This is a genomic window from Streptomyces sp. NPDC102490, assembly GCF_044765285.1.
Lineage (GTDB): Bacteria > Actinomycetota > Actinomycetes > Streptomycetales > Streptomycetaceae > Streptomyces.
In genome coordinates this window covers 154,193-179,997 of record NZ_JBIWJU010000003.1, presented here as the reverse complement: position 1 = coordinate 179,997, position 25,805 = coordinate 154,193, and the positions used below count along the sequence as shown (strand labels likewise).

Here is a 25,805-nt window from a genome sequence, read left to right as displayed (position 1 = left end):
TCCGGCCGACCCGGCGGCTGCCCTGGGGCGCGATGGGACGGCTGGCGGGGCGGCGCGCGCTGTTCGCCGTCCCCGTCGTCCTCGTCGTCACCCTCGGCGTGTTCGCGATCGCCGCCGCCTCGCCCTTCGACCCGGTCAAGGCGTACGCCGGCACCGCCGCGCTCGGCGCCGACCAGGAGACCCTGGACCGGCTGCGCGAGAACCTCGGGGTGGACGAGTCCTTCGTCGTCCGCTGGTGGCACTGGCTGACCTCCGCGCTCACCGGCGACCTCGGTCACTCCAGCGTGCTGCGGCAGCCGGTGACACAGGTCATCGGGGAGCGGCTCGTCTGGTCCGCGCTGCTGTGCGCCGTCGCCTTCGCCGTCGCCGTCACCCTCGGCACACTCCTCGGCGTGCTGGCCGCGCGCCGGCCCGGCTCGATGCTCGACCGGGCGGTCACCTCCCTCGCGTACACCCTGGAAGCCGCGCCGGTCTTCTGGATCGCGCTGCTCGCCGTGTGGCTGTTCGCCCTCCAGTGGGACGTGCTGCCCGCCGGCGGTCTGACCGACACCGCCAGCGAACACGTCACCCCGGGGCAGGTCGCGGGCCACCTCGTGCTGCCCGCCGGTGTGCTCGCCGTCTCCCAACTGCCCTGGTTCACCCTCTACGTGCGCCAAGGCGTCGCCGACGCCCTCGCCGAGGACCCGGTGCGCGGCGCGCGGGCCCGCGGCCTGGGGGAGGGCACCGTCCTGCTCGGACACGCCCTGCGCTCGGGGCTGCTGCCCGTGCTCACCCTGATCGGCTCCCGGGTACCCGAACTCATCACCGGCGCCCTGCTGGTGGAGAGCGTCTTCAGCTGGCCGGGCATCGCCGCCGCCACCGTCGAGGCCGCCACCGCCGTCGACTTCCCGCTGCTCGCCGCCCTGACCACCCTCGCCACCGCCGCCGTACTCGCCGGGAACCTGCTGGCGGACCTGCTCTACGGACTCTTCGACCCGAGGGTGGAACTCAGTGAGATGTGATGTCCATGGCTGACGTGGCCGCCGAGAAGACCGGCACCGTATGGCGCTCCCGCGGCGGCGAGGGCCGCTCCACCCGCACCCTGCGCCTGCGCACCTGCGCCGTGCTGCTGACCGCGACCGTGCTCGCCGTGCTGCTCGTGCCGCCGCTGGCGCAGCTCGACCAGCAGGCCGTCGACCTGGCCGCCAAGCTGGAGGCGCCCAGCGGCGCCCACCCGTTCGGCACCGACGACGTCGGCCGCGACCTGCTGCTGCGCTGCGTGTACGGCCTGCGCGTCTCGCTGCTCGTCGGGGTGGCGGCCGCGCTGACCGCGACGGTCGTCGGCACCGCCGTGGGCGCCGCCGCCGGGGCGCTCGGCGGCTGGGTCGACCGGGGCGTCATGCGGGTCGTCGACGCCTTCTCCTCCGTGCCCCACCTGCTGCTGGGCATTTTCATCGTCGCGATGTTCCGGCCCGGCGTCTGGCCGGTGGTCGCCTCCGTCGCGCTCACCCACTGGCTGTCCACCGCGCGCATCGTCCGCGCCGAGGTGCTGTCCCTGCGCGCCCGTCCGCACATCGACGCGGCCGTCTCCGGCGGCGCGTCCCGGTGGCGGGTGACGGTGCGGCACCTGCTGCCGGCCGTGCTGCCACAGGCCGCGCTGGCCGCCGTACTGATGGTGCCGCACGCCATGTGGCACGAGTCGGCGCTGTCCTTCCTCGGCCTCGGACTGCCCACCCACACCGCGAGCCTCGGCAACCTGATCCAGGAGGCCCGGGGTTCGCTGCTGGCCGGGCAGTGGTGGCCGACGCTCTTCCCCGGCCTGTTCATCATCGTGCCCACCCTCGCCGTCGCCGGGCTCGCGGGCGCCTGGCGGGAGCGGATCAACCCCCGCCGCCGATCGGAGCTGACGCTGTGACCGAGCGAGCCCCCGTGCTGTCGGTACGCGGTCTGTCGGTGCGCTTCCTGATGCCGGGCGGGCGCCGGGTCGCCGCCGTCACCGACGCCCGCTTCGACGTGGCGCCCGGCGAGTGCCTGGCCCTGATCGGCGAGAGCGGCTGCGGCAAGTCCGTCCTCGCCTCCGCCCTGCTCGGACTGCTGCCCGGCAACGCGCAGACCGCGGGCCGCGCGCTCCTCGGCGACCTGGACCTGCTCGCCGCCGACGAGCGGACCCTCGCCCGCACCGTCCGGGGCCGGCTGATCGGCCTGGTCCCGCAGAGCCCGGCCGCCCACCTCACCCCGGTCCGCACCGTCCGGGCGCACCTGGAGGAGACGGTCGCACACCTCACCGGGACCCGCGGGCGCCGGGCCGTGCGCGCCGCCGCGGAGGCCGCCGCCGAGCGCGCCGCGTTCCCGCCGGACCACCTCGACCACCACCCGCACGAACTCTCCGGCGGCCTCGCCCAGCGCGCCGCCACCGCCCTCGCCCTGGTCGGCGACGCGCCCCTGCTGCTCGCCGACGAGCCGACCACCGGGCTCGACCGGGACCTGGTGGACCGCACGGTCGACGAACTGCGGCGCCATGTCGACCGGGCCGAGGGCGGGGGTGCCCGGCCCGACGGCGGCCGTGCCCTGCTGATGATCACCCACGACCTGGCCGCCGCCGAGCGCATCGCCGACCGCGTCGCCGTGATGTACGCCGGGCGCATCGTCGAACTCGCCGACGCGGCCGCGTTCTTCGGCACCCCCGGCCCGCGCCACCCCTACAGCCGCGGCCTGCTCGACGCGCTGCCCGACCGTGCCTTCGCCCCCATCCCCGGTCTGCCGCCCGAACTGGGCGCCCTCCCCGGCGGCTGCGCCTTCGCCGCCCGCTGCGACCGGGCGACCGACGCCTGCGCCGCCCTGCCCCCGCTGCGCGGCCAGGTGGCCTGCCACCATCCGCACGCCGTACTCACGAAGGCGGCCGACCGTGCTTGAACTGCGCACCGTCACCGCCGGGTACGGCGGGAACACGCCCGTGTTCCGGGACGTCTCCCTGTCCGTCGCGCCGGGGGAGGCGGTCGGGCTGCTCGGCCCCAGCGGCTGCGGCAAGTCCACCCTCGCCCGCGTCGCCGCCCTGCTGCACCGGCCCGACGCCGGGACCCTCCTGCTGGACGGCACCCCCGTACGGCACTGGCGGCACCGCGCCCCGCGGGAGCAGCGCACCGCCTTCGGCGTCGTCTTCCAGCAGGCCCGCCTCTCCGCGGACCCCCGGCTCGCCCTTGCCGACCTGATCGCCGAACCGCTGCGCGCCACCGGCCGACGGGACGGGGCCGCCGACCGGGTCGCCGAACTGGCCGCCACCGTGGGGCTGACCGCCGACCTGCTGACCAGGCGCCCGCACGAGGTCAGCGACGGTCAGTTGCAGCGCGCCTGCCTGGCCCGAGCCCTGGTGCTGCGCCCGCGCTGGCTGGTGTGCGACGAGATGACGGCGATGCTCGACGCCTCGACCACGGCCGCCCTGGTCCGGGTCGTGGAGGACTACCGGGCCGCGACCGGAGCGGGACTGCTGGCCGTCGGCCACGACCGCGTCCTGCTGGACCGCTGGTGCGAACGCACCGTCGACTGGGCGGCCCTGACGCCCCCGGCACCGACCCCTCCACCAGGAACGAACAAAGACCGACGGGGTAATTGATTCGGTTGTGTTCGGGTCCTAGGGTGACCCGTGACTCAGTAGTCGCCGTGTCACCGGCAGTTGTGATCCACCCCCACGGCAACTGCGCTCGCAGCACCGTGCGTTGAGCCGCCCCCGAAGCCCACGGAAGGCCACGGTCATGCCGCACTCGCCCGTGTCACCCGCCCAGTCCCCGGCCGCTCCGGCCGGCCGTCCCCGCCCGGTCGTCAGCCGCCGCCGTCTCCTGGAGGGCGGCGCCGCCGTCCTCGGCGCCCTCGCCCTGTCCGCGTCGCCCGTCACGGCGCGGGCGGACGGACGCCGGGAGGCCGCCGACGGGCCCCCGGAGTGGAACGACTTCGGTGTCTTCCGGCTCGGCACCCAGCCACCGCACGCCACGCTCACGCCCTACGCGGACGTCGAGCAGGCCCTCGCCGGCGACCGCGCCCGCTCGCCCTACCGGCTGAGCCTGGACGGCAGCTGGAAGTTCGCCTACGCCGACCGCCCCGAGGACCGGGACGCCGACTTCCACCGCACCGACGTGGACGACGGGGACTGGGAGACCATCCCGGTCCCCTCCGTGTGGCAGCTGCACGGCCACGACTTCCCCATCTACCTGAACATCACCTACCCGTACTGGGGCCCCAACGGCCTCGGCGAGGACCCGCAGCCGCCCGCCGCGCCGACCCGCTACAACCCGGTCGGCCAGTACCGGCGCACCTTCACCGTCCCCCGCGACTGGAAGGGACGGCGCACCTTCCTCCACTTCGAGGGCGTCAAGTCCGCGCACTACGTGTGGATCAACGGCGAACTGGTCGGCTACGACGAGGACTCCTACACGCCGTCCGAGTACGACATCACCGACCACCTCAGGCCGGGCACCAACCAGATCGCCGTCGAGGTCTACCGCTACTCCGACGGCGACTGGATGGAGGACCAGGACATGATCCGGGTGAGCGGCATCTTCCGCTCGGTCCACCTCTACTCCACCCCGGCCGTGCACCTGCGCGACTTCAAGCTGGACACCCCGCTCGACGCCACCTACACCGGCGCCGAACTGGCCGTCACCGCGAGCGTGCGGGCGTACGGCGAGGGCGGCACCGGCCGCTACACCGTCGAGACCCAGCTGTACGACGCCCGCGGCCACGCCGTCTGGTCCCGGCCGCTGAAGCAGCCCGTCGACGTCGGCACGGCCCGCGCCGGCGAGGACGTCACCGTACGGGCCGCGAAGGCGGTGGCGAAGCCCAAGCTCTGGTCGGCCGAGCACCCGAACCTCTACACGGCCGTCCTGCGCCTGCGGGACCCCGCGGGCAAGGTGACCGAGACCGTGTCCCACCGGGTCGGCTTCCGCGAGTTCGCGCTCAAGGACGGGCTGATGCGGATCAACGGCGAGCCGGTGTCCTTCCGCGGCACCAACCGCCACGAGATGCACCCCTCCCGCGGCACCGCGCTCACCCGCGAGGACATGGTCGAGGACATCCGGATCATCAAGCGGATGAACATCAACAGCGTCCGCACCTCGCACTACCCCAACAACCCGTACTGGCTGGAACTGGCCGACGAGTACGGCCTCTACCTCGTCGACGAGACCAACCTGGAGACCCACGGCATCCGCGACGAGTACCCCGGCGACCACCCCGACTGGACGGCCGCCTGCGTGGTGCGCGCCCAGAACATGGTGCACCGCGACAAGAACCACGCCTCGGTCGTCATCTGGTCGCTGGGCAACGAGGCGGGCGGCGGCTCCACCTTCACCGCCATGCACGACTGGATCCGCTCCTACGACGACACCCGCGTCATCCAGTACGAGGGCGACGACCGCCCCGGCGTCAGCGACATCCGCTCGGAGATGTACGACAGCCCGCAGCGCGTCGAGCAGCGCGCCAAGGACACCTCCGACACCCGGCCGTACGTCATGATCGAGTACGCCCACTCGATGGGGAACTCCACCGGCAACTTCAAGAAGTACTGGGACATCGTCCGCCGGTACGACGTCCTCCAGGGCGGCTGGATCTGGGACTTCGTCGACCAGTCCCTCTACACCCCCGTCCCCGCCCGCACCCTGCTCACCGAGACCGGACCCGCCGGGCTGCGCGGCGAGATCCTCGCCACCCGCGGCACCCTCGACCGCGCCAAGGGCCTGTCCGGCAACACCGTCTTCGAGCGCGACGACAGCCTCGACCTCACGGGTTCCCTGACCCTGGAGGCCTGGGTCACCCCGCACGTGACGGGCTACCACCAGCCGATCCTCGCCAAGGGCGACACCCAGTACGCGCTCAAGCAGAACGGCCGGACCCTGGAGTTCTTCATCCACTCCGCGGGCCAGTGGATCACCGCGACATGGCCCGTGCCGGACGACTGGACCGGCCGCGAACACCACCTCGCGGGCGTCTTCGACGCGGACGCCGGGACCCTCACCCTCTACGTCGACGGCGTCGAACGGGCCACCCGCACCACCGACCGGCGCCCCAGCAACAACACCGCGCCCCTCGCACTCGCCACCGACGCCGACAACCAGGTACGGGAGTTCAGCGGCACCATCCGCCGCGCCCGTGTCTACGCCCGCGCCCTCGCCGCCGCCGAACTGGCCTCCGACAGCCGCGGCCCCGGCGACGACGGCGTGCGGTTCTGGTTCGACGCCGCCACCGTGAAGACCGAGCAGAAGCGGCCCCGGGACAAGACGTTCCTCGCCTACGGCGGCGACTGGGGCGACAACCCCAACGACGGCGCCTTCGTCGCCGACGGCATCGTCACCGCCGACCGCGGCCACACCGGCAAGGCCGCCGAGGTCAAGCGCGTCTACCAGGCGATCAACGCCGCCCGCGCCTCCGGCGGCGGCCCCGGCGCCGTCACCCTCACCAACGAGTACCTCTTCACCCACCTCCGCGAGTTCGACGGCCGCTGGGAACTCGTCGCCGACGGCGAGGTGGTGCGGAGCGGGAAGCTGACCCGGGACCAACTGGACGTGGCCCCGCGCTCCAGCAAGGACATCACCGTCCCCGTACGCCTGCCGGACCGCCCCGCCCCGGGCACCGAGTACTTCCTCCACCTCTCCTTCACCACCAAGGAGCCCACCCCGTGGGCGAAGGCCGGCTTCGAGGTGGCCCGGCAGCAACTCCCCGTCGAGACCGGCGCCCCCGCCGTGACCCCGGCCCGCCTGGAGAGCGTCCCGGCCCTGCGCCACGAGGACCGCGACAGGGACGTCAGGATCACCGGCAAGGGCTTCTCGGTCACCGTCGACAAGCGCACCGGCACCCTCACCTCCTACGAGGCGAAGGGCACCCGGCTGCTCACCTCCGGGCCCGTGCCCAACTTCTGGCGCGCGCCCACCGACAACGACAAGGGCAACGGCCAGCACACCCGCAACCAGACCTGGCGCGACGCGGGCGCCCGCCGCAAGGTCACCGGCGTCGCCGTGCGCGCGCTCGGCGACCGGGCCGTCGAGATCAAGGTCACCGGCACGCTGCCCACCTCGGTGGAGTCCACCTTCAGCGCCACCTACACGGTGTTCGGCAACGGCGAGATCAAGGTCGACAACACCCTGCACCCGGGCGCCGCCACCCTGCCCTACATCCCCGAGGTCGGCACCATGCTGTTCCTGCCGCGCCACTTGGACCGCGTGCACTGGTACGGCCGCGGCCCCGAGGAGAACCACTGGGACCGCAACGACGGCACGGACGTCGGCCGGTACTCCGGGACCGTCGCCGAGCAGTGGACCCCGTACATCCGCCCGCAGGAGAACGGCAACAAGACCGACGTCCGCTGGATCGCCCTCACCGACCGCCACGGCGTGGGCCTGCTCGCCTCCGGCGAACCCCTCCTGGAGGCCAACGCCTCGTACTTCACGCCGGAGGACCTGTCGGCCGGCGTGCGGCACGACTACCAGCTCACCCCGAGGGACGAGGTCGTCCTGCGCCTGAACCACCGTCAGATGGGTGTCGGCGGCGACAACAGCTGGGGCGCGCACACCCACGACGAGTTCAAGCTCTTCGCCGACCGGGACTACGCGTACACCTACCGGCTGCGCCCGCTCACCGACCTCCGGGACGCCACACGGGCCTCGCGGCGGCCCACGGCGACCGAGTAGCGGGGGATGAACGCGGGAGCCCGGGGTACTCCGGGCTCCCATGGACGAGGTTCTGGTCGGCGCCTGCTCGTGGACGGACCGGCAGCTCCTGGCGAGCGGCTGGTATCCGCGCGGGCGCCGCGACGCGGAGGGGCGGCTGCGGCACTACGCCTCGCGGCTGCCCGTCGTCGAAGTGGACGCCGGGTACTACGCGTTGCCGAGCCGGCGCAACAGCGAGCTGTGGCTGGAGCGCACGCCGGACGGCTTCCGCTTCGACATCAAGGCGTTCTCGCTGCTGACCGGCCACCCCACGCGCGCCGAGGCCCTCCCCGCCGACCTGCGGCGCGGCGTACCCGGGCCGCTCGGGCGGGGAGAGGCGAGCGACGGGCTGCTGGACGAGGTGTGGGGCAGGTTCGCCGAGGCCGTCGAGCCGCTGCGCAAGGCCGGGCGGCTGGGCGCCGTGCTCTTCCAGTTCCCGCCGTGGTTCGCGCCCGGCTCCCGGGCGGAGGCGGACCTCGACGCGTGCGTCCGGCGGGCGGAGGGCTGGCCGCTCGCGGTGGAGTTCCGGCACCCGGGCTGGTGGCAGGCGGAGCAGGCGGACACCACCCACGCCCTGCTCAGCGCCCTGGGCGTCTCGGCCGTCGGCACCGACATGGCGCAGGGCCTGTCCGGCTCCCTGCCGCCCGTCGTGCCGGTCACCCGGCCCGGCCTCGCCGTCGTCCGGTTCCACGGGCGCAGCCGGACCTGGGGGAGGGGCAGCAAGGAGGACCGCTTCCGGTACGACTACGACGTGACCGAACTCGCCGCTTGGGTGCCCCGCCTGCGGCGCGCGGCCCGTCAGTCGGAGGAGCTGCACGTGCTGTTCAACAACTGCTGCGCGGACGCCGCCGTACGCGCGGCCGAAACCATGCGGCGGCTGCTCACTCAGCCGTGTCGCTGATCCCCAGCCGCAGGTGCTCCACGTGGTACACGGCCTGGTCGAGCAGCCCGGCCACATGGTCGTCGTGCAGCGCGTACACCACCGACCGGCCGCGTCGCTCACCCACCACGAGGCCCAGGTTGCGCAGCAGCCGCAGCTGGTGGGAGCAGGCGGACTGCTCCATGCCGACCTCCGCCGCCAACTCGGTCGCGGGCAGCGGGCCTTCGCGCAGCCGGGCCAGGATCAGCAGCCGGGAGGGGGTGGACAGGGCCTGGAGCGTGGTGGCGACCTTGGCGACGTTGTCCGCGTCCAGCCGCACGCGTGCGGCGGCGTCCTGCGCGGTGGTGGCGGCTCCGTGACCCATGCGGTTCATCCTACTCACCACACATGAACGCATGAATGAGTCTTCATCTGTTCCTGTATGGTGTGCCGCGTGTTCACCACGCTTGCCCCCACCCCGGTCCCCGCGCCCGTCCGCCGGGCGCCCCGCCGCCGCACCCGCGTCCTCGCCCTGCCCGAGGCCCGCTGGGCGCTGGTGTCCCTCGTCGCGTTCCTCCTCGCCCTGCCCCTCGACCTCGGCGGCGCCCCCGCCTGGACCTACGGCCCGCTGTACGCGCTCGCCTACGCCGCGGGCGGCTGGGAGCCCGCGCTCGAAGGACTGCGGGCGCTGCGCGAGAAGACCCTGGACGTCGACCTGCTGATGATCGTGGCGGCGCTCGGCGCGGCCGCCATCGGGCAGGTCCTGGACGGCGGCCTGCTGATCGTCATCTTCGCCACCTCCGGCGCCCTGGAGGCCCTGGCCACCGCCCGCACCGCCGACTCCGTGCGCGGCCTGCTCGACCTCGCGCCCACCACCGCGACCCGCCTGCGAGAAGGCACCGAGGAGACCGTCCCGACCGCCGACCTCGCCGTCGGCGACCTGGTCCTGGTCCGGCCCGGGGAGCGGATCGGCGCCGACGGGACGGTCGTCGAGGGCACCGGAGAGGTCGACCAGGCCACCATCACCGGCGAGTCCCTGCCCGTCCTCAAGCGCCCCGGTGACGACGTCTTCGCCGGCACCCTCAACGGCACCGGCGCGCTGCGCGTCCGCGTCGGGCGCGACCCGGCCGACTCGGTCATCGCCCGGATCGTCACCCTGGTCGAGGAGGCGTCCCGCACCAAGGCGCCGACCCAGCTGTTCATCGAGAAGATCGAGCAGCGCTACTCGGTCGGCGTGGTCGCCGCCACCCTCGCGGTCTTCGGCATCCCGCTCGCCCTCGGCGCCGACCTCACGGACGCCCTGCTGCGCGCCATGACCTTCATGATCGTCGCCTCGCCGTGCGCGGTGGTCCTCGCCACGATGCCGCCGCTGCTCTCGGCCATCGCCAACGCCGGCCGGCACGGCGTCCTGGTCAAGTCGGCGGTCGCCATGGAACGCCTCGGCGAGATCGACACCGCCGCCCTCGACAAGACCGGCACCCTCACCGAGGGCACCCCCGAGGTGACCGCCGTACGCCCGGCGCCCGGCCGCGGGGTGGACGAGGACGCCCTGCTCGCCCTCGCCGCCGCGGCCGAGCACCCCAGCGAGCACCCGCTGGCCCGCGCGATCGTGGCCGCCGCCCGCGCCCGGCACCTGACCCTCGCGCCCGCGGAGGACTTCACGGCGGCTCCCGGCCGCGGCGTGACGGCCGTGATCGACGGCCGCACCGTGCACGTCGGCCGCGCCGAGTCCCCCGAGGGCGCCGAGACCACCGTCCGCGTCACCCGCGACGGCACCCTCCTGGGCACCCTCGCCCTCACCGACCGCCTCCGCGCCGACGCGGCCCGGGCCACCACCCGGCTCACCGCCCTCACCGGCACCGCCCCCACCCTGCTCACCGGCGACCACCCGGCCGCCGCCGCCCGCGTGGCCGACGCGACCGGCATCACCGACGTCCGCGCCGGCCTGCTGCCCGAGGACAAGGTCGAGGCCGTACGGGAGCGGGAGCGGGCCGGGCGCAAGGTGCTCTTCGTCGGCGACGGCGTCAACGACGCCCCCGCGCTGGCCGCCGCGCACGCCGGAATCGCCATGGGCCGGGCCGGCTCCGACCTCGCCCTGGAGACCGCCGACGCGATCGTCGTCCGCGACGAGCTGACGGCCGTACCCGCCGTCGTACGGCTCTCCCGGCGCGCCCGCCGGCTGGTCGTCCAGAACCTGGCCGTCGCCGGGGTCTTCATCACCGTCCTCGTCCTGTGGGACCTCATCGGCCACCTCCCGCTGCCGCTCGGTGTCGCCGGTCACGAGGGCTCGACCGTGCTGGTCGGCCTGAACGGCCTGCGGCTGCTGCGCGAGTCGGCATGGCGCCCGGAGTGATCCGCGGGACCCCAGCACGGGGCACGTCCATGTCGGATTCCCGCCAGCCCGGGCCCGGCCGGTGCACCATGCTGGAGCCATGCAGACGGGAATGCACACCGACACCGAGCGCTGCCTGCGCGCCGTGCGGTCGAAGGACGCGCGGTTCGACGGCTGGTTCTTCACGGCCGTCCTGACCACCCGCATCTACTGCCGGCCCAGCTGCCCGGTGGTGCCGCCCAAGCCCGGCAACATGACCTTCTACCCGAGCGCGGCGGCCTGCCAGCAGGCCGGGTTCCGGGCGTGCAAACGCTGCCGCCCGGACACCAGCCCCGGCTCGCCCGAGTGGAACCAGCGCGCCGACCTCACGGCCCGCGCCATGCGCCTGATCGCCGACGGCGTCGTCGACCGCGAGGGCGTGCCCGGCCTCGCCGCCCGCCTCGGCTACAGCACCCGCCAGGTCGAACGCCAGCTCCTGGCCGAACTGGGCGCGGGTCCCCTCGCGCTCGCCCGGGCCCAGCGCGCCCAGACCGCCCGGCTGCTGATCGAGACCACCCCGCTGCCGATGGCGGACATCGCCTTCGCGGCCGGCTTCTCCTCCATCCGCACCTTCAACGACACGGTCCGCGAGGTCTACGCCCTCTCCCCGAGCGACCTGCGCGCCCGCGCCCCCAGGAACCGCCCGGCGCCCACCGCCCCCGGCGCCCTGTCCCTCCGCCTCCCCTTCCGCGCCCCGCTCAACCCCGACAACCTCTTCGGCCACCTCGCCGCCACCGCCGTACCCGGCGTGGAGGAGTGGCGGGAGGGCGCGTACCGACGCACCCTGCGCCTCCCGTACGGTCACGGCATCGTGGCCCTCACCCCGGGCCCCGACCACATCGCCTGCCGCCTCACCCTCAGCGACCTGCGCGACCTGACCGTCGCAATCAGCCGCTGCCGGCGCCTGCTCGACCTGGACGCCGACCCGGTGGCGATCGACGACCAGCTGCGAGCCGACCCGCTGCTCGCGCCCCTCGTCGACAAGGCCCCCGGCCGCCGGGTGCCGCGCACCGTGGACGAGGCGGAGTTCGCCGTACGGGCCGTGCTCGGCCAACAGGTCTCCACCGCCGCCGCCCGCACCCACGCCGCCCGCCTGGTCACCGCGCACGGCGATCCGGTGGACGACCCCGAGGGCGGCCTGACCCACCTCTTCCCGTCCACCGAGGCGCTGGCGGCGGTGGACCCGGGGACCCTCGCGATGCCCAGGACCCGCCGCACCACCTTCACCACCCTGGTCGCCCACCTGGCCGACGGCTCGGTCAACCTCGGCGTGGAGAGCGACTGGGCCGAGACCCGCGCCCGGCTCCTGGCCCTGCCCGGCTTCGGCCCCTGGACCGCCGACGTCATCGCCATGCGCGCCCTCGGCGACCCCGACGCCTTCCTCCCCACCGACCTCGGCATCCGCCGCGCCGCCGCCGAACTGGGCCTGCCCGCCACCCCGGCCGCGCTCACCGCCCGCGCGGCGGCGTGGCGGCCCTGGCGGGCGTACGCCGTCCAGTACCTGTGGGCGACCGACGACCACCCGATCAACTTCCTGCCCGTATAAGGACGGACCCGTGGCACCGCTGAAGCAGCACACCGTGATCGACAGCCCGTACGGCCCCCTCACCCTGGTCGCCGACGACGGCGTCCTGAGCGGCCTCTACATGACCGGCCAGCGCCACCGCCCCGCCGAGGAGACCTTCGGAACAGCCGACGACGGGCCGTTCGCGCGGGCCGAGGAGGAGCTGACGGCGTACTTCGCCGGCGAACTGACGGACTTCACCCTCGACCTGCGCCTGAACGGCACCCCGTTCCAGCGCACGGTCTGGGACCAGCTCCGGAAGATCCCCTACGGCGAGACCCGCACCTACGGCGAACTCGCCGCCGCCCTCGGCAACCCGACCGCCTCCCGCGCGGTGGGCCTCGCCAACGGCCGCAACCCGATCGGCATCATCGTCCCCTGCCACCGCGTCGTCGGCGCGAGCGGCGACCTCACCGGCTACGGCGGCGGCCTGGAGCGCAAGCGGCGCCTGCTGGACTTCGAACGGGGCGCGGCGGCACCCCAGCCGTTGTTCTAGAGACGGGTCCGGCGAAAACGCGTTGCCCGCGCGCCGCCGGGCCCGTTACCCTCACCGGACTTCGAAGACCACGCTCTCCCGAACGATGCCGCAGATGGGGAGCAGGCCCGCGCACAGCAGCCCGGAGCCACGGAGGGGCGGCGCCACTGTTTCGGCATGCCCTCCGGAGGACCGCACCCATGCATCCCACGCAACCCCCGCACATCGGCCTCGGCCTTCCCGTCGACGACCCGGCCCTGCTGCCGGAATGGGCCCGGCGCGCCGACGCGCTCCCCTTCAGCACGCTCGGCCTGCTCGACCGGCTCGTCTTCGACAACCCCGAACCCCTGATCACCCTCGCCACCCTCGCCGGCGCCACCTCCCGCATCCGCCTCCAGACCGAGGTGCTGATCGCCCCCGTCCACAACACCGCGCTGCTCGCCAAGCAGACCGCGACCCTCGACCGGCTGACGGGCGGCCGCTTCACGCTCGGCATCGGAGTCGGCGGGCGGGCCGACGACTGCCTCGCCGCGGGCATCGACCTCCACCGCCGGGGCCGCCGCCTCGACGAGCAGATGACCCTCCTGCGCCGCACCTGGAACGGCGAGCCCTACGGCCGGGACGTCGGCCCCATCGGCCCCCGCCCCGCCACGCCCGGCGGACCGCGGGTGCTGTTCGGCGGCTTCGCCCCGGCCGCCCTGGAACGGGTCGGCCGCTTCGGCGACGGGTTCCTCGGCGCCGCGCTGCCCGCCGCGCACATGTCCGGCCTGTTCCGCCGGGTCGAGGCGGTCTGGCGGACGTACGACCGCCCGGGCCGACCGCACCTGGTCGCCCAGGCGAGCGTCGCCCTCGGTCCCGACGCCACGGTGGAGCGGGCCCGGCGCAACCTCCGCGACTACTACGCCTTCACCGGACGCGCCGAGTACATGACCCAGGGCCTGCTCACCACCGCACGGGAGATCCGCGCCGCCGTCGACGGCTTCCGGGACATCGGCGCCGACGAGGTCGTGCTCTACTGCTGGTCCTCGGACCTCGACCAGGTCGACCGCCTCGCCGACACCCTGTTCTGACCGTCCCCGCGACCGTCGCGGCTCAGCCCAGCCCGCGCAGCAGCTCGGGCAGGGCGGTGCCGATCGGCTCCCGGACCACCTCGTCGGCGAGGTCGTCGTAGGGCGTGGGCTCCGCGTTGACGACGATCAGCCGGGCCCCGTGCTCGACGGCGACGCCGGCCAGTCCGGCGGCGGGCTCCACCTGGAGACTGGTGCCGGCCGCGACGAACACCTGGCACGCCTTGCTGATGGCGGCCGCCTCGCCCAGCACCACCGGGTCGAGGCGCTCGCCGAACATCACGGTCGCCGGCTTCAGGACGGAGCCGCACTCCAGGCACGGCGGGTCGTCCTCGCCCGCGTCGAGGCGGGCCAGTACGTCCTCCATCGGCCCCCGGAGGTGGCAGCCCGTGCACACGTAGGCGCGTGCGGTGCCGTGCAGTTCCAGCACCTTGCGGGCGGGGAGCCCGGCGAGCTGGTGCAGGCCGTCCACGTTCTGTGTGAGCACCCGCACCGGCACCCCGCGCCGCTCCAGCTCGGCCACCGACCGGTGCGCGGCGTTCGGCTCGGGCCGCAGCGCGTGGTTCTCGCGCCGCATCCGCCAGGAGCGGCGCCGGATCTCCGGGTCGCCCATGTAGTACGCGTACGTGACGAGCTTCTCGGCCTCGGGATCGCGCCGCCACAGCCCGTTCGGACCGCGGTAGTCGGGGATGCCGGAGTCGGTCGACACGCCGGCGCCGCTGAGCAGGGCGACGAGGGGCTTGCTGGTCATGCCGCCGAGGTTAGGGGGCCCGGCGGACGAGGGGCGAACGCTTATCGGTCGACCCGGACGCCGTTCTCCAGCTCGGCCGTGCCCGATCCGTCCGCGAGCACGTCCAGCGCGGCCAGCACCCGGCCGTGCAGGGCACCGAGCAGGTGGTCGCCGAGTTCCTCGCGCGGCACCAGCCGCCAGGACAGCAGCTCCTCCTCCTGCAACCGGACCGCCTTGAGATCGTCCTCCGACAGGACCCCGCCGTCGTACAGATACGCCACGATCGGCGGCCTGCCCGCCCCGGTCGCCCAGTCCACCGCGAGCAGCCGGCCGATCCGCGCGTCGAGGCCGATCTCCTCCAGGGTCTCCCGCCACGCGCCCTGCCGCGGGGTCTCCCCGGCGTCGGACTCGATGGTCCCGCCCGGCAGGGTCCACCCCTCGCGGTAGTTGGGCTCGACGAGCAGCACCCGCCCCCCGGCGTCCCGGAAGACCGCGGCGGCACCGGCGAGGACACGGGGCAGACCGGCGATGTAGGTGGCGTAGTCAGCAGTGGTCATCCCGGAAGCGTAACGAGCCCGCGCCCGGGCCCGGGGCACTGCCGGGGCGGGCGCACGGCCGGTTCCACGGTGTGGGCAGGGCATGACGGCACGGGCGTCCTCCGGTTAGGGTCGCAGCGGCGCGACTGCCTTGACGTGCGCAAGGCCCGAAGAGCAAGGGGAGAGCAAGGTGGCTGACGCTGCTGTGGACGGGACCCGCCGGGTACTCGTCGCCGCGGACAAGTTCAAGGGCTCGCTGACGGCCGTCGAGGTCGCCGAGCGCGTCACGGCCGGACTGCGCCGCGTCGTGCCGGACGCCCAGGTCGAGGCGCTGCCCGTCGCCGACGGCGGCGACGGCACGGTGGCCGCCGCGGTCGCGGCCGGGTTCGAACGCCGGGAGGTACGGGTCGCCGGTCCCCTCGGCGACGAGGTGACGGCGGCCTACGCGCTGCGCGAGGACACCGCGGTGGTGGAGATGGCGGAGGCCAGCGGCCTCCAGCGGCTCCCCGAAGGTGTCCTCGCCCCGCTGACCGCGTCCACGTACGGCTCCGGCGAGCTGCTGCGGGCCGCGCTGGACGCGGGCGCGCGGACCATCGTGTTCGGGGTCGGCGGCAGCGCCACCACGGACGGCGGCGCCGGGATGCTGGCCGCGCTGGGCGCGCGGTTCCTGGACGGGGACGGGGCGCCTGTCGCGCCGGGCGGGGGCGGCCTCGCCGGGCTGGCCTCGGCCGACCTGTCGGGCCTCGACCCCCGCCTGTCCGACGTGGAGCTGGTGCTCGCCAGCGACGTCGACAATCCGCTGACCGGCCCCAAGGGCGCCCCGGCGGTCTACGGGCCGCAGAAGGGCGCCTCGCCGGACGACGTGACGGCCCTGGACACGGCCCTCGCGCACTTCGCGAAGGTGCTGGAGCAGACGGAGGGCGTGGGCGCGCGTGCCGCCGAGTACGCCGCCTCGCCGGGCGCGGGGGCGGCGGGCGGCATCGGCTTCGGGGCGATGCTGCTGGGCGCGCGGTTCCGGCCCGGCATCGAGGTGATGCTGGACGTGCTGGGCTTCGCACCGGCGCTGGACCGGGCGGACCTGGTCATCACCGGGGAGGGCTCGCTGGACGAGCAGACCCTGCACGGGAAGGCCCCGGCGGGCGTCGCGGCGGCGGCCCGGGCCGCCGGCAAGGAGGTCGTCGCGGTGTGCGGGCGCCTCGCGCTGCCGGCGGAGACGCTGGGGCGGGCGGGGATCCGGCGGGCATACCCCCTGACGGACATCGAGCCGGACGTCGAGAAGTGCATCGCGGACGCGGGCCCGATCCTGGAACGGGTGGCGGAACAGATCGCGCGGGACTTCGTCGCGTAGGTCCTTGCCGGCCCTGAACGGGCCTCGTCCTCACACGCCGGACGGGCTGAGTGGCTCGCCTTCCTCCCCACCGAGTCGGGTGGTGGGCGGGCATAGGCCCGGGGGTCTGGGGGCGGAGCCCCCAGGGACGCCCGCACCGACGCCGACCACACACAAACGGTAGGGCCCCGGACCCAACCCGGGTCCGGGGCCCTACCGACATGCACAGGTCACGGCAGCTGCGCCGCCCGCGCCTCCCGCCGATTGTCACGGAAATTGTTCACCCGACGAGCCGTGGCGAACAGCGGAATCACCGCCCCCATCACCAACTGCAACGCACACCCCGTCTGCAACAGCAGCTGCCCGCTCGGCGCGTCGAACGCCCACCCGGCCAGCAGCCCCATCGACAGGACGATCCACGCCAGCATCGCCACCGCGAGGCGCCCCCGCGGCTTCGGGTACTCGACCCGGCTCACCATCAGCCAGGCCGTACCGAGGATCGCCAGCAGCGTCGCCACGAACGGCAGCTCCAGCAGCACGATCGACACCACGGTCAGCGCGCCGAACGGCGAGGGCATACCCTGGAACGTGCCGTGCTTGACCGTGACGCAGGAGAACCGCGCGAGCCGCAGCACCACCGCCAGCAGCACCACGATCGCCCCCACCGCCGCCACCCGCTGGTAGGCGTCGTCGGCGACCATGCCGTAGACGAGGACGAAGTACGCCGGCGCGAGGCCGAAGCTGATCAGGTCGGAGAGGTTGTCCAGCTCCGCGCCCATGGGCGAGGACCGCAGCTTGCGGGCGACCAGACCGTCGAACAGGTCGAAGATCGCCGCGCACAGCATCAGGATGACCGCGGTGGCCGCGCTGTGCCGGGCCATGCCCGACTCGTCGCTGCCCATGAGGTGGGGGATGAGGATGCCCGTGGTGGTGAAGTACACCGCCATGAAGCCGCACGTGGCGTTGCCGAGCGTGAGCGTGTCGGCTATCGACAGGCGCAGCGACAGCGGCATTTCCTCCTCGTCGTCCATCTCGTCGGCCTCCGGCACCCATCCGGCCTGGGTCTGTGGATCAACCACGGTCAATTCGAGTCACCCCAGCCACCGTCTTCTGACCCACCTCGACATCCACCTCGACACCCTCCGGCAGGTACAGGTCGACGCGGGAGCCGAAGCGGATCAGGCCGACCCGCTCGCCCTGCTCGACCTTGGTGCCCTGCGGCACGTACGGGACGATGCGGCGGGCCACCGCGCCGGCGATCTGGATCATCTCGATGTCGCCGAGCTCGGTGTCGAGGTGCCACACGACGCGCTCGTTGTTCTCGCTCTCCTTGTTGAAAGCGGGAACGAAGCCGCCCGGCACGTGCTCGACCGAGGTCACCGTGCCCGCCAGCGGGGCGCGGTTGACGTGGACGTTGAGCGGGCTCATGAAGATCGCGACGCGGGTGCGGCCGTCCTTCCACGGCATGATGCTCTGCACCACACCGTCGGCGGGCGAGACGACCCGGCCTTGCGTGATCTCGCGCTCGGGGTCGCGGAAGAACCACAGCATCCCCGCCGCGAGCGCGGTGGCGGGAACGGCGACGGCCTTGGCGGCGCCGGAACGGCGGGCCCGCAGGAGGCTGACGGCTGCGGTGGCGACGGTCGGCAGAAGCCACGGCGATGCTCCGCGCGCGAGGCGTACGCCGGCGAGGCTGTCGCGAGGTGCAGAGGTTTGGCTGTGGGGCATGGATGACCTTCGTAGCGGATGATGCCGCGCTCTGACGGGGGACGGCGGCTTTCCGGCGATCGTAGCGGCTTCCCGCCGCAACTGGGTAAGCCAGGAAGCCGAGTCGGCGGCCGAACACTGCCTACGGGGTGTGACCTTCTTCTCCAAGAAAACACCCCGTATCCGGACATCTAACCCTGGAATCGATACTCTTCGAGCAGTCGGCGGCCGATGATCATTTTCTGGATCTCGGCGGTGCCTTCACCGATGAGCAGCATCGGCGCCTCGCGGTAGAGACGCTCGATCTCGTACTCCTTGGAGAAGCCGTACCCGCCGTGGATCCGGAAGGCGTCCTCCACGACCTCTTTGCAGTACTCGGAGGCGAGGTACTTGGCCATCCCCGCTTCCAGGTCGTTTCGTTCGCCCGAGTCCTTTTTGCGCGCAGCGTTCACCATCATCGCATGCGCCGCCTCCACCTTGGTAGCCATCTCCGCGAGCTTGAACTGGATGGCCTGGTGCTGGGCGATCTGCTTGCCGAAAGTGTGACGCTGCTGGGCGTACCGGACACCGAGTTCGAAGGCACGCTGAGCGACGCCGCAGCCACGGGCCGCCACGTTCACGCGGCCGACCTCGACGCCGTCCATCATTTGGTAAAAACCTCGGCCGGTGACGCCGCCGAGCACCCGATCGGCCGGAATGCGCAGGCCGTCCATGATGAGCTCGGTGGTGTCGACGCCCTTGTAGCCCATCTTGTCGATCTTGCCGGGGATGGTCAGCCCCGGGCGGACCTCACCGAAACCGGGCTCCTTCTCCACCAGGAAGGTCGTCATGGACTTGTGGGGAGCGGTCCCCTCGGGGTGACCCTCGTCACTCTTCACCAGAACGGCCACCAGGGACGACGTTCCGCCGTTGGTCAGCCACATCTTCTGGCCGTTCAGGACGTACTCCTCACCGTCCTTCACCGCCTTGGAGGAGATCGCCGAGACGTCGGAGCCCAGCGCCGGCTCGGACATCGAGAAGGCGCCCCGGATGTCGCCCGCGGCCATACGGGGCAGGAAGTGGTCCTTCTGCTCCTGCGTGCCGTGCTGCTTGAGCATGTACGCCACGATGAAGTGCGTGTTGATGATGCCGGACACCGACATCCAGCCACGGGCGATCTCCTCCACGCACAGGGCGTAGGTCAGGAGCGACTCGCCCAGGCCCCCGTACTCCTCGGGGATCATCAGGCCGAACAGGCCGAGTTCCTTCAGTCCGTCGACGATGTCCTGCGGGTACTCGTCGCGGTGCTCCAGCTCGGTGGCGACCGGGATGATCTCCTTGTCCACGAAGTCCCGGACGGTGGAGAGGATCTCCCGCTGGACGTCCGTGAGCCCGTGGGTCTGGGCGAGACGGCTCATCTCTACTTCCCCTGTTCCTTCAGCTCGGGGCGGCCCGGCTGCTCGCCGCCGCGCTCCTTGACGTACGTCTCGGTCGGCACCATCACCTTGCGGCGGAAGACGCACACGAGCGTGCCGTCCTGCTTGTAGCCCTTGGTCTCGACGTGCACGATGCCGCGGTCGTTCTTCGACTTCGACGGCCACTTGTCGAGGACGGTCGTCTGTCCGTAGAGGGTGTCGCCGTGGAAGGTCGGCGCCACGTGCTTGAGCGACTCGATCTCCAGGTTGGCGATCGCCTTGCCGGAGACGTCCGGGACGGACATGCCGAGCAGGAGCGAGTAGATGTAGTTGCCCACCACCACGTTCTTGCCGAAGTCCGTCGTCTTCTCGGCGTAGTTGGCGTCCATGTGGAGCGGGTGGTGGTTCATCGTGAGGAGACAGAACAGGTGGTCGTCGTACTCGGTGACCGTCTTCCCCGGCCAGTGCTTGTACGTCGCCCCGACCTCGAACTCCTCGTAGGTGCGTCCGAACTGCATCGTCCTCAGCCCTCCGGGATCTCGAACTTGCTGGTGCGCCGCATGCCGGCCGCACGCCCCTTGCCGGAGACGACCAGGGCCATCTTGCGGCTGGCCTCGTCGATCATCTCGTCGCCGAGCATCGCGGAGCCCTTCTTGCCGCCCGCCTCGGAGGTGTAGTAGTCGTACGCGTCCAGGATCAGCTCGGCGTGGTCGTAGTCCTCCTGCGACGGCGAGAAGATCTCGTTGGACGCCTCGACCTGGCCCGGGTGCAGGACCCACTTGCCGTCGAAGCCGAGGGCGGCGGCGCGCCGCGCGACCTCGCGATAGCCGTCCACGTTGCGGATCTGGAGGTAGGGGCCGTCGATCGCCTGGAGGTTGTTGGCGCGGGCGGCCATCAGGATCTTCATCAGGATGTAGTGGTAGGCGTCCGCCGGGTAGCCGGGCGGCTGCTCGCCCACGACCAGGGACTTCATGTTGATGGAGGCCATGAAGTCGGCCGGGCCGAAGATGATGGTCTCCACGCGCGGGCTCGCCTGGGCGATCTCGTTGACGTTGTTCAGGCCCTGCGCGTTCTCGATCTGCGCCTCGATGCCGATCCGGCCGACCTCGAAGCCCATCGTCTTCTCGATCTGGGTGAGGAGGAGGTCCAGGGCGACGACCTGCTGGGCGTCCTGGACCTTCGGGAGCATGATGCAGTCCAGGTTCGGGCCCGCGCCCTCCACCACCGTCACGACGTCCCGGTACGTCCACTCGGTCGTCCAGTCGTTGACCCGCACGACGCGGGTCTTGCCGGTCCAGTCGCCCTCGTTGAGGAACTTGACGATGGTGTGCCGCGCCTCCGGCTTGGCGAGCGGCGCGCAGGCGTCCTCCAGGTCGAGGAAGACCTGGTCGGCGGGGAGGCCCTGGGCCTTCTCCAGGAAGCGCGGGTTCGAACCCGGTACCGCCAGGCAGGAGCGCCGGGGGCGCAGGCGGTTGACCTGGGGAGCGGGGCTGGTCATGCGGGGACCTCCAGGGGGTCGAGCTTGTTCGCGTTCCGGATCTCGTCGACGATCCGGCCGATGATGCCGGTGATGTCGAAGTCCTTCGGGGTGAAGACGGCGGCCACTCCCGCGGCCCGCAGTTCCTCGGCGTCACCGTTCGGGATGATGCCACCGGCGATCACCGGGATGTCTGTGGCACCGGCCACACGGAGCCGTTCGAGCACGTCCGGCACCAGCTGCGCGTGCGAGCCGGACAGGATGGACAGGCCCACCGCGTGCACGTCCTCGGCCAGGGCGGCGTCCACGATCTGCTCCGGGGTGAGCCGGATGCCCTGGTAGACCACCTCGAATCCGGCGTCACGGGCCCGCACGGCGATCTGCTCGGCGCCGTTGGAGTGGCCGTCCAGGCCGGGCTTGCCGACCAGGAAGCGGAGCTTGCCGACGCCCATCTCCTTCGCCGTCAGCTCCACCTTGCGGCGCACCTGCGACAGGGCCGAGCCCTCCTCCGCGGTGACCGCGACCGGCGCCGAGGACACGCCGGTCGGCGCCCGGAACTCGCCGAAGACCTCGCGCAGCGCCCCGGCCCACTCGCCGGTCGTGGCGCCGGCGCGGGCGCACTCCAGGGTGGCCTCCATGAGGTTGCCGGTGCCGCGCGCGGCCTCCTTCAGCTTCTCCAGCGCCTTGCAGGGGCGCGGGTGGTTGAAGGGCGGCTGGTACCGCGTGTCGCGCCAGTGTTGCAGCGAGGCGATGACGCGGGCCTCCACCGCCGGGTCGACCGTCTGGATCGCGGTGTCCAGGTCGGCGGTCAGCGGGTTGGGCTCGGTGCCCTCGAAGGCGTTGACACCGATGATCTTCTCCTCGCCGGACTCGATCCGGGCCCGGCGCTCGGCGTGCGAGGCGACCAGCTGGGACTTGAGGTAGCCGGACTCGACGGCGGCCATCGCGCCGCCCATCTCCTGGATGCGCTCGATCTCCGCGAAGGCCGCCTCGACCAGCTCCTCGACCTTCGCCTCGATCACCTTCGACCCCTCGAAGATGTCCTCGTACTCCAGCAGGTCGCTCTCGTGCGCCAGCACCTGCTGGATGCGCAGCGACCACTGCTGGTCCCAGGGCCGGGGCAGGCCCAGTGCCTCGTTCCAGGCCGGCAACTGCACGGCCCGCGCGCGTGCGTCCTTGGAGAGGGTCACGGCCAGCATCTCCAGCACGATCCGCTGGACGTTGTTCTCCGGCTGCGCCTCGGTCAGGCCCAGGGAGTTGACCTGGACGCCGTAGCGGAAGCGGCGGTGCTTGGGGTTCTCGATGCCGTACCGCTCGCGGGTGATGCGGTCCCAGATGCGGCCGAAGGCGCGCATCTTGCACATCTCCTCGACGAAGCGGACGCCCGCGTTGACGAAGAACGAGATCCGGCCGACCACGTCGCCCATGCGCTCCTGCGGCACCTGGCCGCTGTCCCGCACCGCGTCGAGCACGGCGATCGCGGTGGACATCGCGTACGCGATCTCCTGCACCGGCGTGGCGCCCGCCTCCTGCAGGTGGTAGCTGCAGATGTTGATCGGGTTCCACTTCGGCAGGTGGGAGACCGTGTACGCGATCATGTCCGTCGTCAGCCGGAGCGACGGTCCCGGCGGGAAGACGTGCGTGCCCCGGGACAGGTACTCCTTGACGATGTCGTTCTGGGTCGTGCCCTGGAGCTTGGTGATGTCCGCACCCTGCTCCTCCGCGACGACCTGGTAGAGCGCCAGCAGCCACATGGCCGTGGCGTTGATGGTCATCGAGGTGTTCATCTGTTCCAGGGGAATGTCCTGGAACAGCCGGCGCATGTCACCGAGGTGCGCGACTGGCACGCCGACCCGGCCGACCTCGCCGCGGGCGAGGACGTGGTCGGAGTCGTAGCCGGTCTGGGTCGGCAGGTCGAAGGCGACCGACAGACCCGTCTGCCCCTTGGCGAGGTTGCGCCGGTACAGCTCGTTGGACGCCTCGGCCGTGGAGTGACCGGCGTAGGTGCGCATGAGCCACGGCCGGTCCTTCTGACGCTCACTCATGTGTCGCTCCTCAGATGTTCCGGAAGCGGTTGATGGCGTCGAGGTGCCGGGCGCGCTTCTCCTGGTCGCGCACGCCCAGGCCCTCCTCGGGCGCCAGGCACAGCACGCCGACCTTGCCCTGGTGGGCGTTGCGGTGGACGTCGTGGGCGGCCTGGCCGGTGTCCTCCAGGGAGTACACCTTGGACAGCGTCGGGTGGATCTTGCCCTTGGCGATGAGGCGGTTGGCCTCCCAGGCCTCGCGGTAGTTGGCGAAGTGGGAGCCGATGATGCGCTTCAGGGACATCCACAGGTAGCGGTTGTCGTACTCGTGCATGTAGCCCGAGGTGGAGGCGCAGGTGGTGATGGTGCCGCCCTTGCGGGTGACGAAGACGGAGGCGCCGAAGGTCTCCCGGCCGGGGTGCTCGAAGACGATGTCGATGTCCTCGCCGCCGGTGAGTTCGCGGATGCGCTTGCCGAAGCGCTTCCACTCCTTGGGGTCCTGGGTCTGCTCGTCCTTCCAGAACCGGTAGCCCTCGGCGTTGCGGTCGATGATCGCCTCGGCGCCCATCGCGCGGCAGATCTCCGCCTTCTGCGGCGAGGAGACGACACAGATCGGGTTGGCGCCGCCGGCGAGGGCGAACTGGGTGGCGTACGAGCCGAGTCCGCCGCTGGCGCCCCAGATGAGGACGTTGTCGCCCTGCTTCATGCCGGCGCCGTTGCGCGAGACCAGCTGCCGGTAGGCGGTGGAGTTCACCAGGCCGGGGGCCGCGGCCTCCTCCCAGCTCAGGTGGTCCGGCTTCGGCATCAGCTGGTTGGACTTGACCAGCGCGATCTCGGCGAGGCCGCCGAAGTTGGTCTCGAAGCCCCAGATGCGCTGCTCGGGGTCGAGCATCGTGTCGTTGTGGCCGTCGGAGGACTCCAGCTCGACGGACAGGCAGTGCGCGACGACCTCGTCGCCCGGCTGCCAGGCGTTGACGCCCGGACCGGTGCGCAGGACGACGCCGGCCAGGTCGGAGCCGATGATGTGGTACGGCAGGTCGTGCCGCTTGGCCAGCTCGTTGGTGCGGCCGTAGCGCTCCAGGAAGCCGAACGTCGACAGCGGCTCGAAGATCGAGGTCCACACCGAGTTGTAGTTGACCGAGGAGGCCATGACGGCCACCAGGGCCTCGCCGGGACCCAGCTCGGGCACCGGCACGTCGTCCAGGTGGATCGACTTGCGGGGGTCCTTGTCGCGGGTCTCGAGTCCCGCGAACATCTCCGTCTCGTCCTTGTGCACGGTGATCGCGCGGTACGACTCGGGGAGCGGCAGTGCGGCGATGTCGGCCGGCGTGGAGTCGGGCGACTGGATCGCGTCCAGGATGTCCTTCACGGTCACGGTGTTGCCTCCGGCGGTGAGCGTCCTGAGGGAGGGGCGCTGAGGGTTACGTCGGTGCTGCTGAGGTGAGGGTGTGTGCCTGTGACGCAGGCGTTCGGGCGCGCAGGGGATGAGGTGCGGGGACAGCCCGGACACCTTCAACGTATGACACCGCGTGTCACCCCGCAAGGCACTGAGTGCCAGAAAATCTTCTCAGATGAAATCTTTACGCGACAGATGAGCGATGATCGATCGAATCATCTCCCGCCGGGGGTGAAAAAGGGACGTCGACATGCAAAAACGGCCACCCGGTGGGTGGCCGTCGTCACAGTGCGGGAAGGGGCGGTCAGCGCTCCTTGAGGGCCTGCTCGATGGTGCGCATGACCTCGTGCAGCGGCGCGTCGGTGCGCGCCACCGTCACGAGCACCTCGCCCTGCACGGAGGCCGAGGAGGCGGCCGGCCGCCCGGTGGAGGCCGTGCCGCGTCCCGCCCCGATGCCCGTGCCGAAGGTCTTGCGCACGATCGCGAAGGCGTGGTCCAGCTCGGCCTCCACGTCACCCTGCCCGTCGGCCCGCAGCCAGCGCCGCAGCACGTGGTTGTGCGCGGTGACCACGGCGGACGCCGCGACCTCCGCGAGCAGCGGGTCGTCGTTGGCGTCGTCGTCGTGCGCGTGCTCGTCGAAGTGGCCCAGCAGGTAGCGGGTGAACAGGCGCTCGTACCGGGCCACCGACGCGATCTCCGCCTCGCGCAGGGTGGGCACCTCGCGCGTCAGCTTGTAGCGCGCGACCGAGATCTCCGGCCGGGCCGCGTACATCTTCATGACTTCCTTGATGCCGCGGCACACCGTGTCGAGCGGGTGCTCGTGCGCGGGCGCGGCGTTGAGCACCGCCTCGGCGCGCACCAGGGTGTCGTCGTGGTCCGGGAAGATCGCCTCTTCCTTGGAGCGGAAGTGGCGGAAGAAGGTGCGGCGGGCGACCCCCGCCTGGGCCGCGATCTCGTCGACGGTGGTCGCCTCGTACCCCTTGGTCGCGAACAGCTCCATCGCCGCCGCCGCCAGCTCCCGGCGCATTTTGAGCCGCTGGGCGGCGGCTCGGTTGCCGGCCGCGCTCTCCGGGGCGTCGGACGTGGCTGAGGTACGTGAGGACTTGGCGGGCTGGGGCATGACCCGAACGTACTGCATGCGGGCGCAATCATGCGCGTGACCGGGGACTCCCCCGCCCGCGGGGGGCGGGGGAGACCCGGCCGGACCG

General features: G+C 72.4%; 22 protein-coding genes. 11 read left to right on the top strand and 11 right to left on the bottom strand.

Annotated elements, in window-relative coordinates; genetic code table 11:
• Positions 1–32: 32 nt before the first annotated feature.
• From ACIRGB_RS07465 to ACIRGB_RS07440, 6 genes are all read left to right on the top strand, one after another.
• On the top strand, positions 33–1,001 hold the full coding sequence (locus ACIRGB_RS07465) for an ABC transporter permease (protein ID WP_403860624.1): 969 nt from the start codon (positions 33–35) through the stop codon (positions 999–1,001).
• 5 nt (positions 1,002–1,006) lie between these two features.
• Complete coding sequence (locus tag ACIRGB_RS07460; RefSeq protein ID WP_403859647.1) at positions 1,007–1,894, top strand: ABC transporter permease; 888 nt, start codon at positions 1,007–1,009, stop codon at positions 1,892–1,894.
• On the top strand, positions 1,891–2,892 hold the full coding sequence (locus ACIRGB_RS07455; protein ID WP_403859644.1) for an ABC transporter ATP-binding protein: 1,002 nt from the start codon (positions 1,891–1,893) through the stop codon (positions 2,890–2,892). Before ACIRGB_RS07460 ends, ACIRGB_RS07455 begins: the two co-directional genes overlap by 4 nt.
• The gene (locus ACIRGB_RS07450) at positions 2,885–3,589 is read left to right on the top strand and encodes an ABC transporter ATP-binding protein (protein ID WP_403859641.1); all 705 of its coding nucleotides are present in this window, start codon (positions 2,885–2,887) and stop codon (positions 3,587–3,589) included. The genes ACIRGB_RS07455 and ACIRGB_RS07450 overlap by 8 nt, the downstream gene beginning before the upstream one ends.
• Before the next feature lie 139 nt (positions 3,590–3,728).
• Positions 3,729–7,652, top strand: coding sequence for a glycoside hydrolase family 2 TIM barrel-domain containing protein (locus ACIRGB_RS07445; RefSeq protein ID WP_403859638.1), 3,924 nt, complete (start codon positions 3,729–3,731; stop codon positions 7,650–7,652).
• Between the two features lie 40 nt (positions 7,653–7,692).
• Positions 7,693–8,571: a DUF72 domain-containing protein gene (locus tag ACIRGB_RS07440; RefSeq protein ID WP_403859635.1), complete on the top strand. Its 879-nt coding sequence runs from the start codon at positions 7,693–7,695 to the stop codon at positions 8,569–8,571.
• Here ACIRGB_RS07440 and ACIRGB_RS07435 read toward each other — a convergent pair.
• Positions 8,552–8,914: a metalloregulator ArsR/SmtB family transcription factor gene (locus ACIRGB_RS07435; protein WP_003972519.1), complete on the bottom strand. Its 363-nt coding sequence runs from the start codon at positions 8,912–8,914 to the stop codon at positions 8,552–8,554. The two genes, ACIRGB_RS07440 and ACIRGB_RS07435, sit on opposite strands and share 20 nt — an antisense overlap.
• 57 nt (positions 8,915–8,971) lie before the next feature.
• On the opposite strand from ACIRGB_RS07435, the gene ACIRGB_RS07430 reads away from it, so the two are divergent.
• The 4 genes from ACIRGB_RS07430 to ACIRGB_RS07415 all read left to right on the top strand — a co-directional run bounded on the left by ACIRGB_RS07430 (position 8,972) and on the right by ACIRGB_RS07415 (position 14,009).
• Positions 8,972–10,882: a heavy metal translocating P-type ATPase gene (locus tag ACIRGB_RS07430; RefSeq protein WP_403859631.1), complete on the top strand. Its 1,911-nt coding sequence runs from the start codon at positions 8,972–8,974 to the stop codon at positions 10,880–10,882.
• 79 nt (positions 10,883–10,961) lie between these two features.
• Positions 10,962–12,446: an AlkA N-terminal domain-containing protein gene (locus ACIRGB_RS07425; protein ID WP_403859628.1), complete on the top strand. Its 1,485-nt coding sequence runs from the start codon at positions 10,962–10,964 to the stop codon at positions 12,444–12,446.
• A 19-nt stretch (positions 12,447–12,465) separates the two neighbouring features.
• The gene (locus ACIRGB_RS07420; RefSeq protein WP_403860621.1) at positions 12,466–12,960 is read left to right on the top strand and encodes a methylated-DNA--[protein]-cysteine S-methyltransferase; all 495 of its coding nucleotides are present in this window, start codon (positions 12,466–12,468) and stop codon (positions 12,958–12,960) included.
• 179 nt (positions 12,961–13,139) lie between these two features.
• Positions 13,140–14,009, top strand: coding sequence for an LLM class flavin-dependent oxidoreductase (locus tag ACIRGB_RS07415; RefSeq protein ID WP_403859625.1), 870 nt, complete (start codon positions 13,140–13,142; stop codon positions 14,007–14,009).
• A gap of 22 nt (positions 14,010–14,031) precedes the next feature.
• Here ACIRGB_RS07415 and ACIRGB_RS07410 read toward each other — a convergent pair whose 3' ends face one another.
• Positions 14,032–14,757 (bottom strand): SIR2 family NAD-dependent protein deacylase, encoded by a 726-nt coding sequence (locus tag ACIRGB_RS07410; protein ID WP_403859622.1) that lies wholly within the window; start codon positions 14,755–14,757, stop codon positions 14,032–14,034.
• A 41-nt stretch (positions 14,758–14,798) separates the two neighbouring features.
• Positions 14,799–15,293 (bottom strand): NUDIX domain-containing protein, encoded by a 495-nt coding sequence (locus ACIRGB_RS07405; protein ID WP_403859619.1) that lies wholly within the window; start codon positions 15,291–15,293, stop codon positions 14,799–14,801.
• 184 nt (positions 15,294–15,477) lie between these two features.
• Here ACIRGB_RS07405 and ACIRGB_RS07400 point away from each other — a divergent pair, with 184 nt between their 5' ends.
• Entirely contained in the window at positions 15,478–16,620 is a 1,143-nt protein-coding gene (locus ACIRGB_RS07400; RefSeq protein ID WP_403860618.1) for a glycerate kinase, read from the top strand.
• Between the two features lie 209 nt (positions 16,621–16,829).
• On the opposite strand, the gene pssA is transcribed toward ACIRGB_RS07400, so the two are convergent.
• The 8 genes from pssA to ACIRGB_RS07360 all read right to left on the bottom strand — a co-directional run bounded on the left by pssA (position 16,830) and on the right by ACIRGB_RS07360 (position 25,717).
• Positions 16,830–17,648, bottom strand: a complete 819-nt coding sequence (pssA, locus tag ACIRGB_RS07395; protein ID WP_403860615.1) for a CDP-diacylglycerol--serine O-phosphatidyltransferase — start codon at positions 17,646–17,648, stop codon at positions 16,830–16,832.
• Positions 17,649–17,670: 22 nt separating this feature from the next.
• Entirely contained in the window at positions 17,671–18,327 is a 657-nt protein-coding gene (locus ACIRGB_RS07390) for a phosphatidylserine decarboxylase (RefSeq protein ID WP_403860612.1), read from the bottom strand.
• Positions 18,328–18,497: 170 nt separating this feature from the next.
• Positions 18,498–19,703, bottom strand: a complete 1,206-nt coding sequence (locus ACIRGB_RS07385; RefSeq protein ID WP_403859616.1) for an acyl-CoA dehydrogenase family protein — start codon at positions 19,701–19,703, stop codon at positions 18,498–18,500.
• A gap of 2 nt (positions 19,704–19,705) precedes the next feature.
• A complete protein-coding gene (locus tag ACIRGB_RS07380) occupies positions 19,706–20,218 on the bottom strand; it encodes a MaoC family dehydratase (protein WP_403859613.1) in 513 nt (170 codons plus the stop codon).
• Between the two features lie 5 nt (positions 20,219–20,223).
• Positions 20,224–21,198 (bottom strand): HpcH/HpaI aldolase/citrate lyase family protein, encoded by a 975-nt coding sequence (locus tag ACIRGB_RS07375; protein ID WP_403859610.1) that lies wholly within the window; start codon positions 21,196–21,198, stop codon positions 20,224–20,226.
• A complete protein-coding gene (locus tag ACIRGB_RS07370; RefSeq protein WP_403859607.1) occupies positions 21,195–23,222 on the bottom strand; it encodes a protein meaA in 2,028 nt (675 codons plus the stop codon). Before ACIRGB_RS07370 ends, ACIRGB_RS07375 begins: the two co-directional genes overlap by 4 nt.
• Before the next feature lie 10 nt (positions 23,223–23,232).
• Entirely contained in the window at positions 23,233–24,570 is a 1,338-nt protein-coding gene (ccrA, locus tag ACIRGB_RS07365) for a crotonyl-CoA carboxylase/reductase (protein WP_171987496.1), read from the bottom strand.
• Positions 24,571–24,901: 331 nt separating this feature from the next.
• Complete coding sequence (locus ACIRGB_RS07360) at positions 24,902–25,717, bottom strand: TetR family transcriptional regulator (protein ID WP_403859604.1); 816 nt, start codon at positions 25,715–25,717, stop codon at positions 24,902–24,904.
• Between the last annotated feature and the right edge of the window lie 88 nt (positions 25,718–25,805).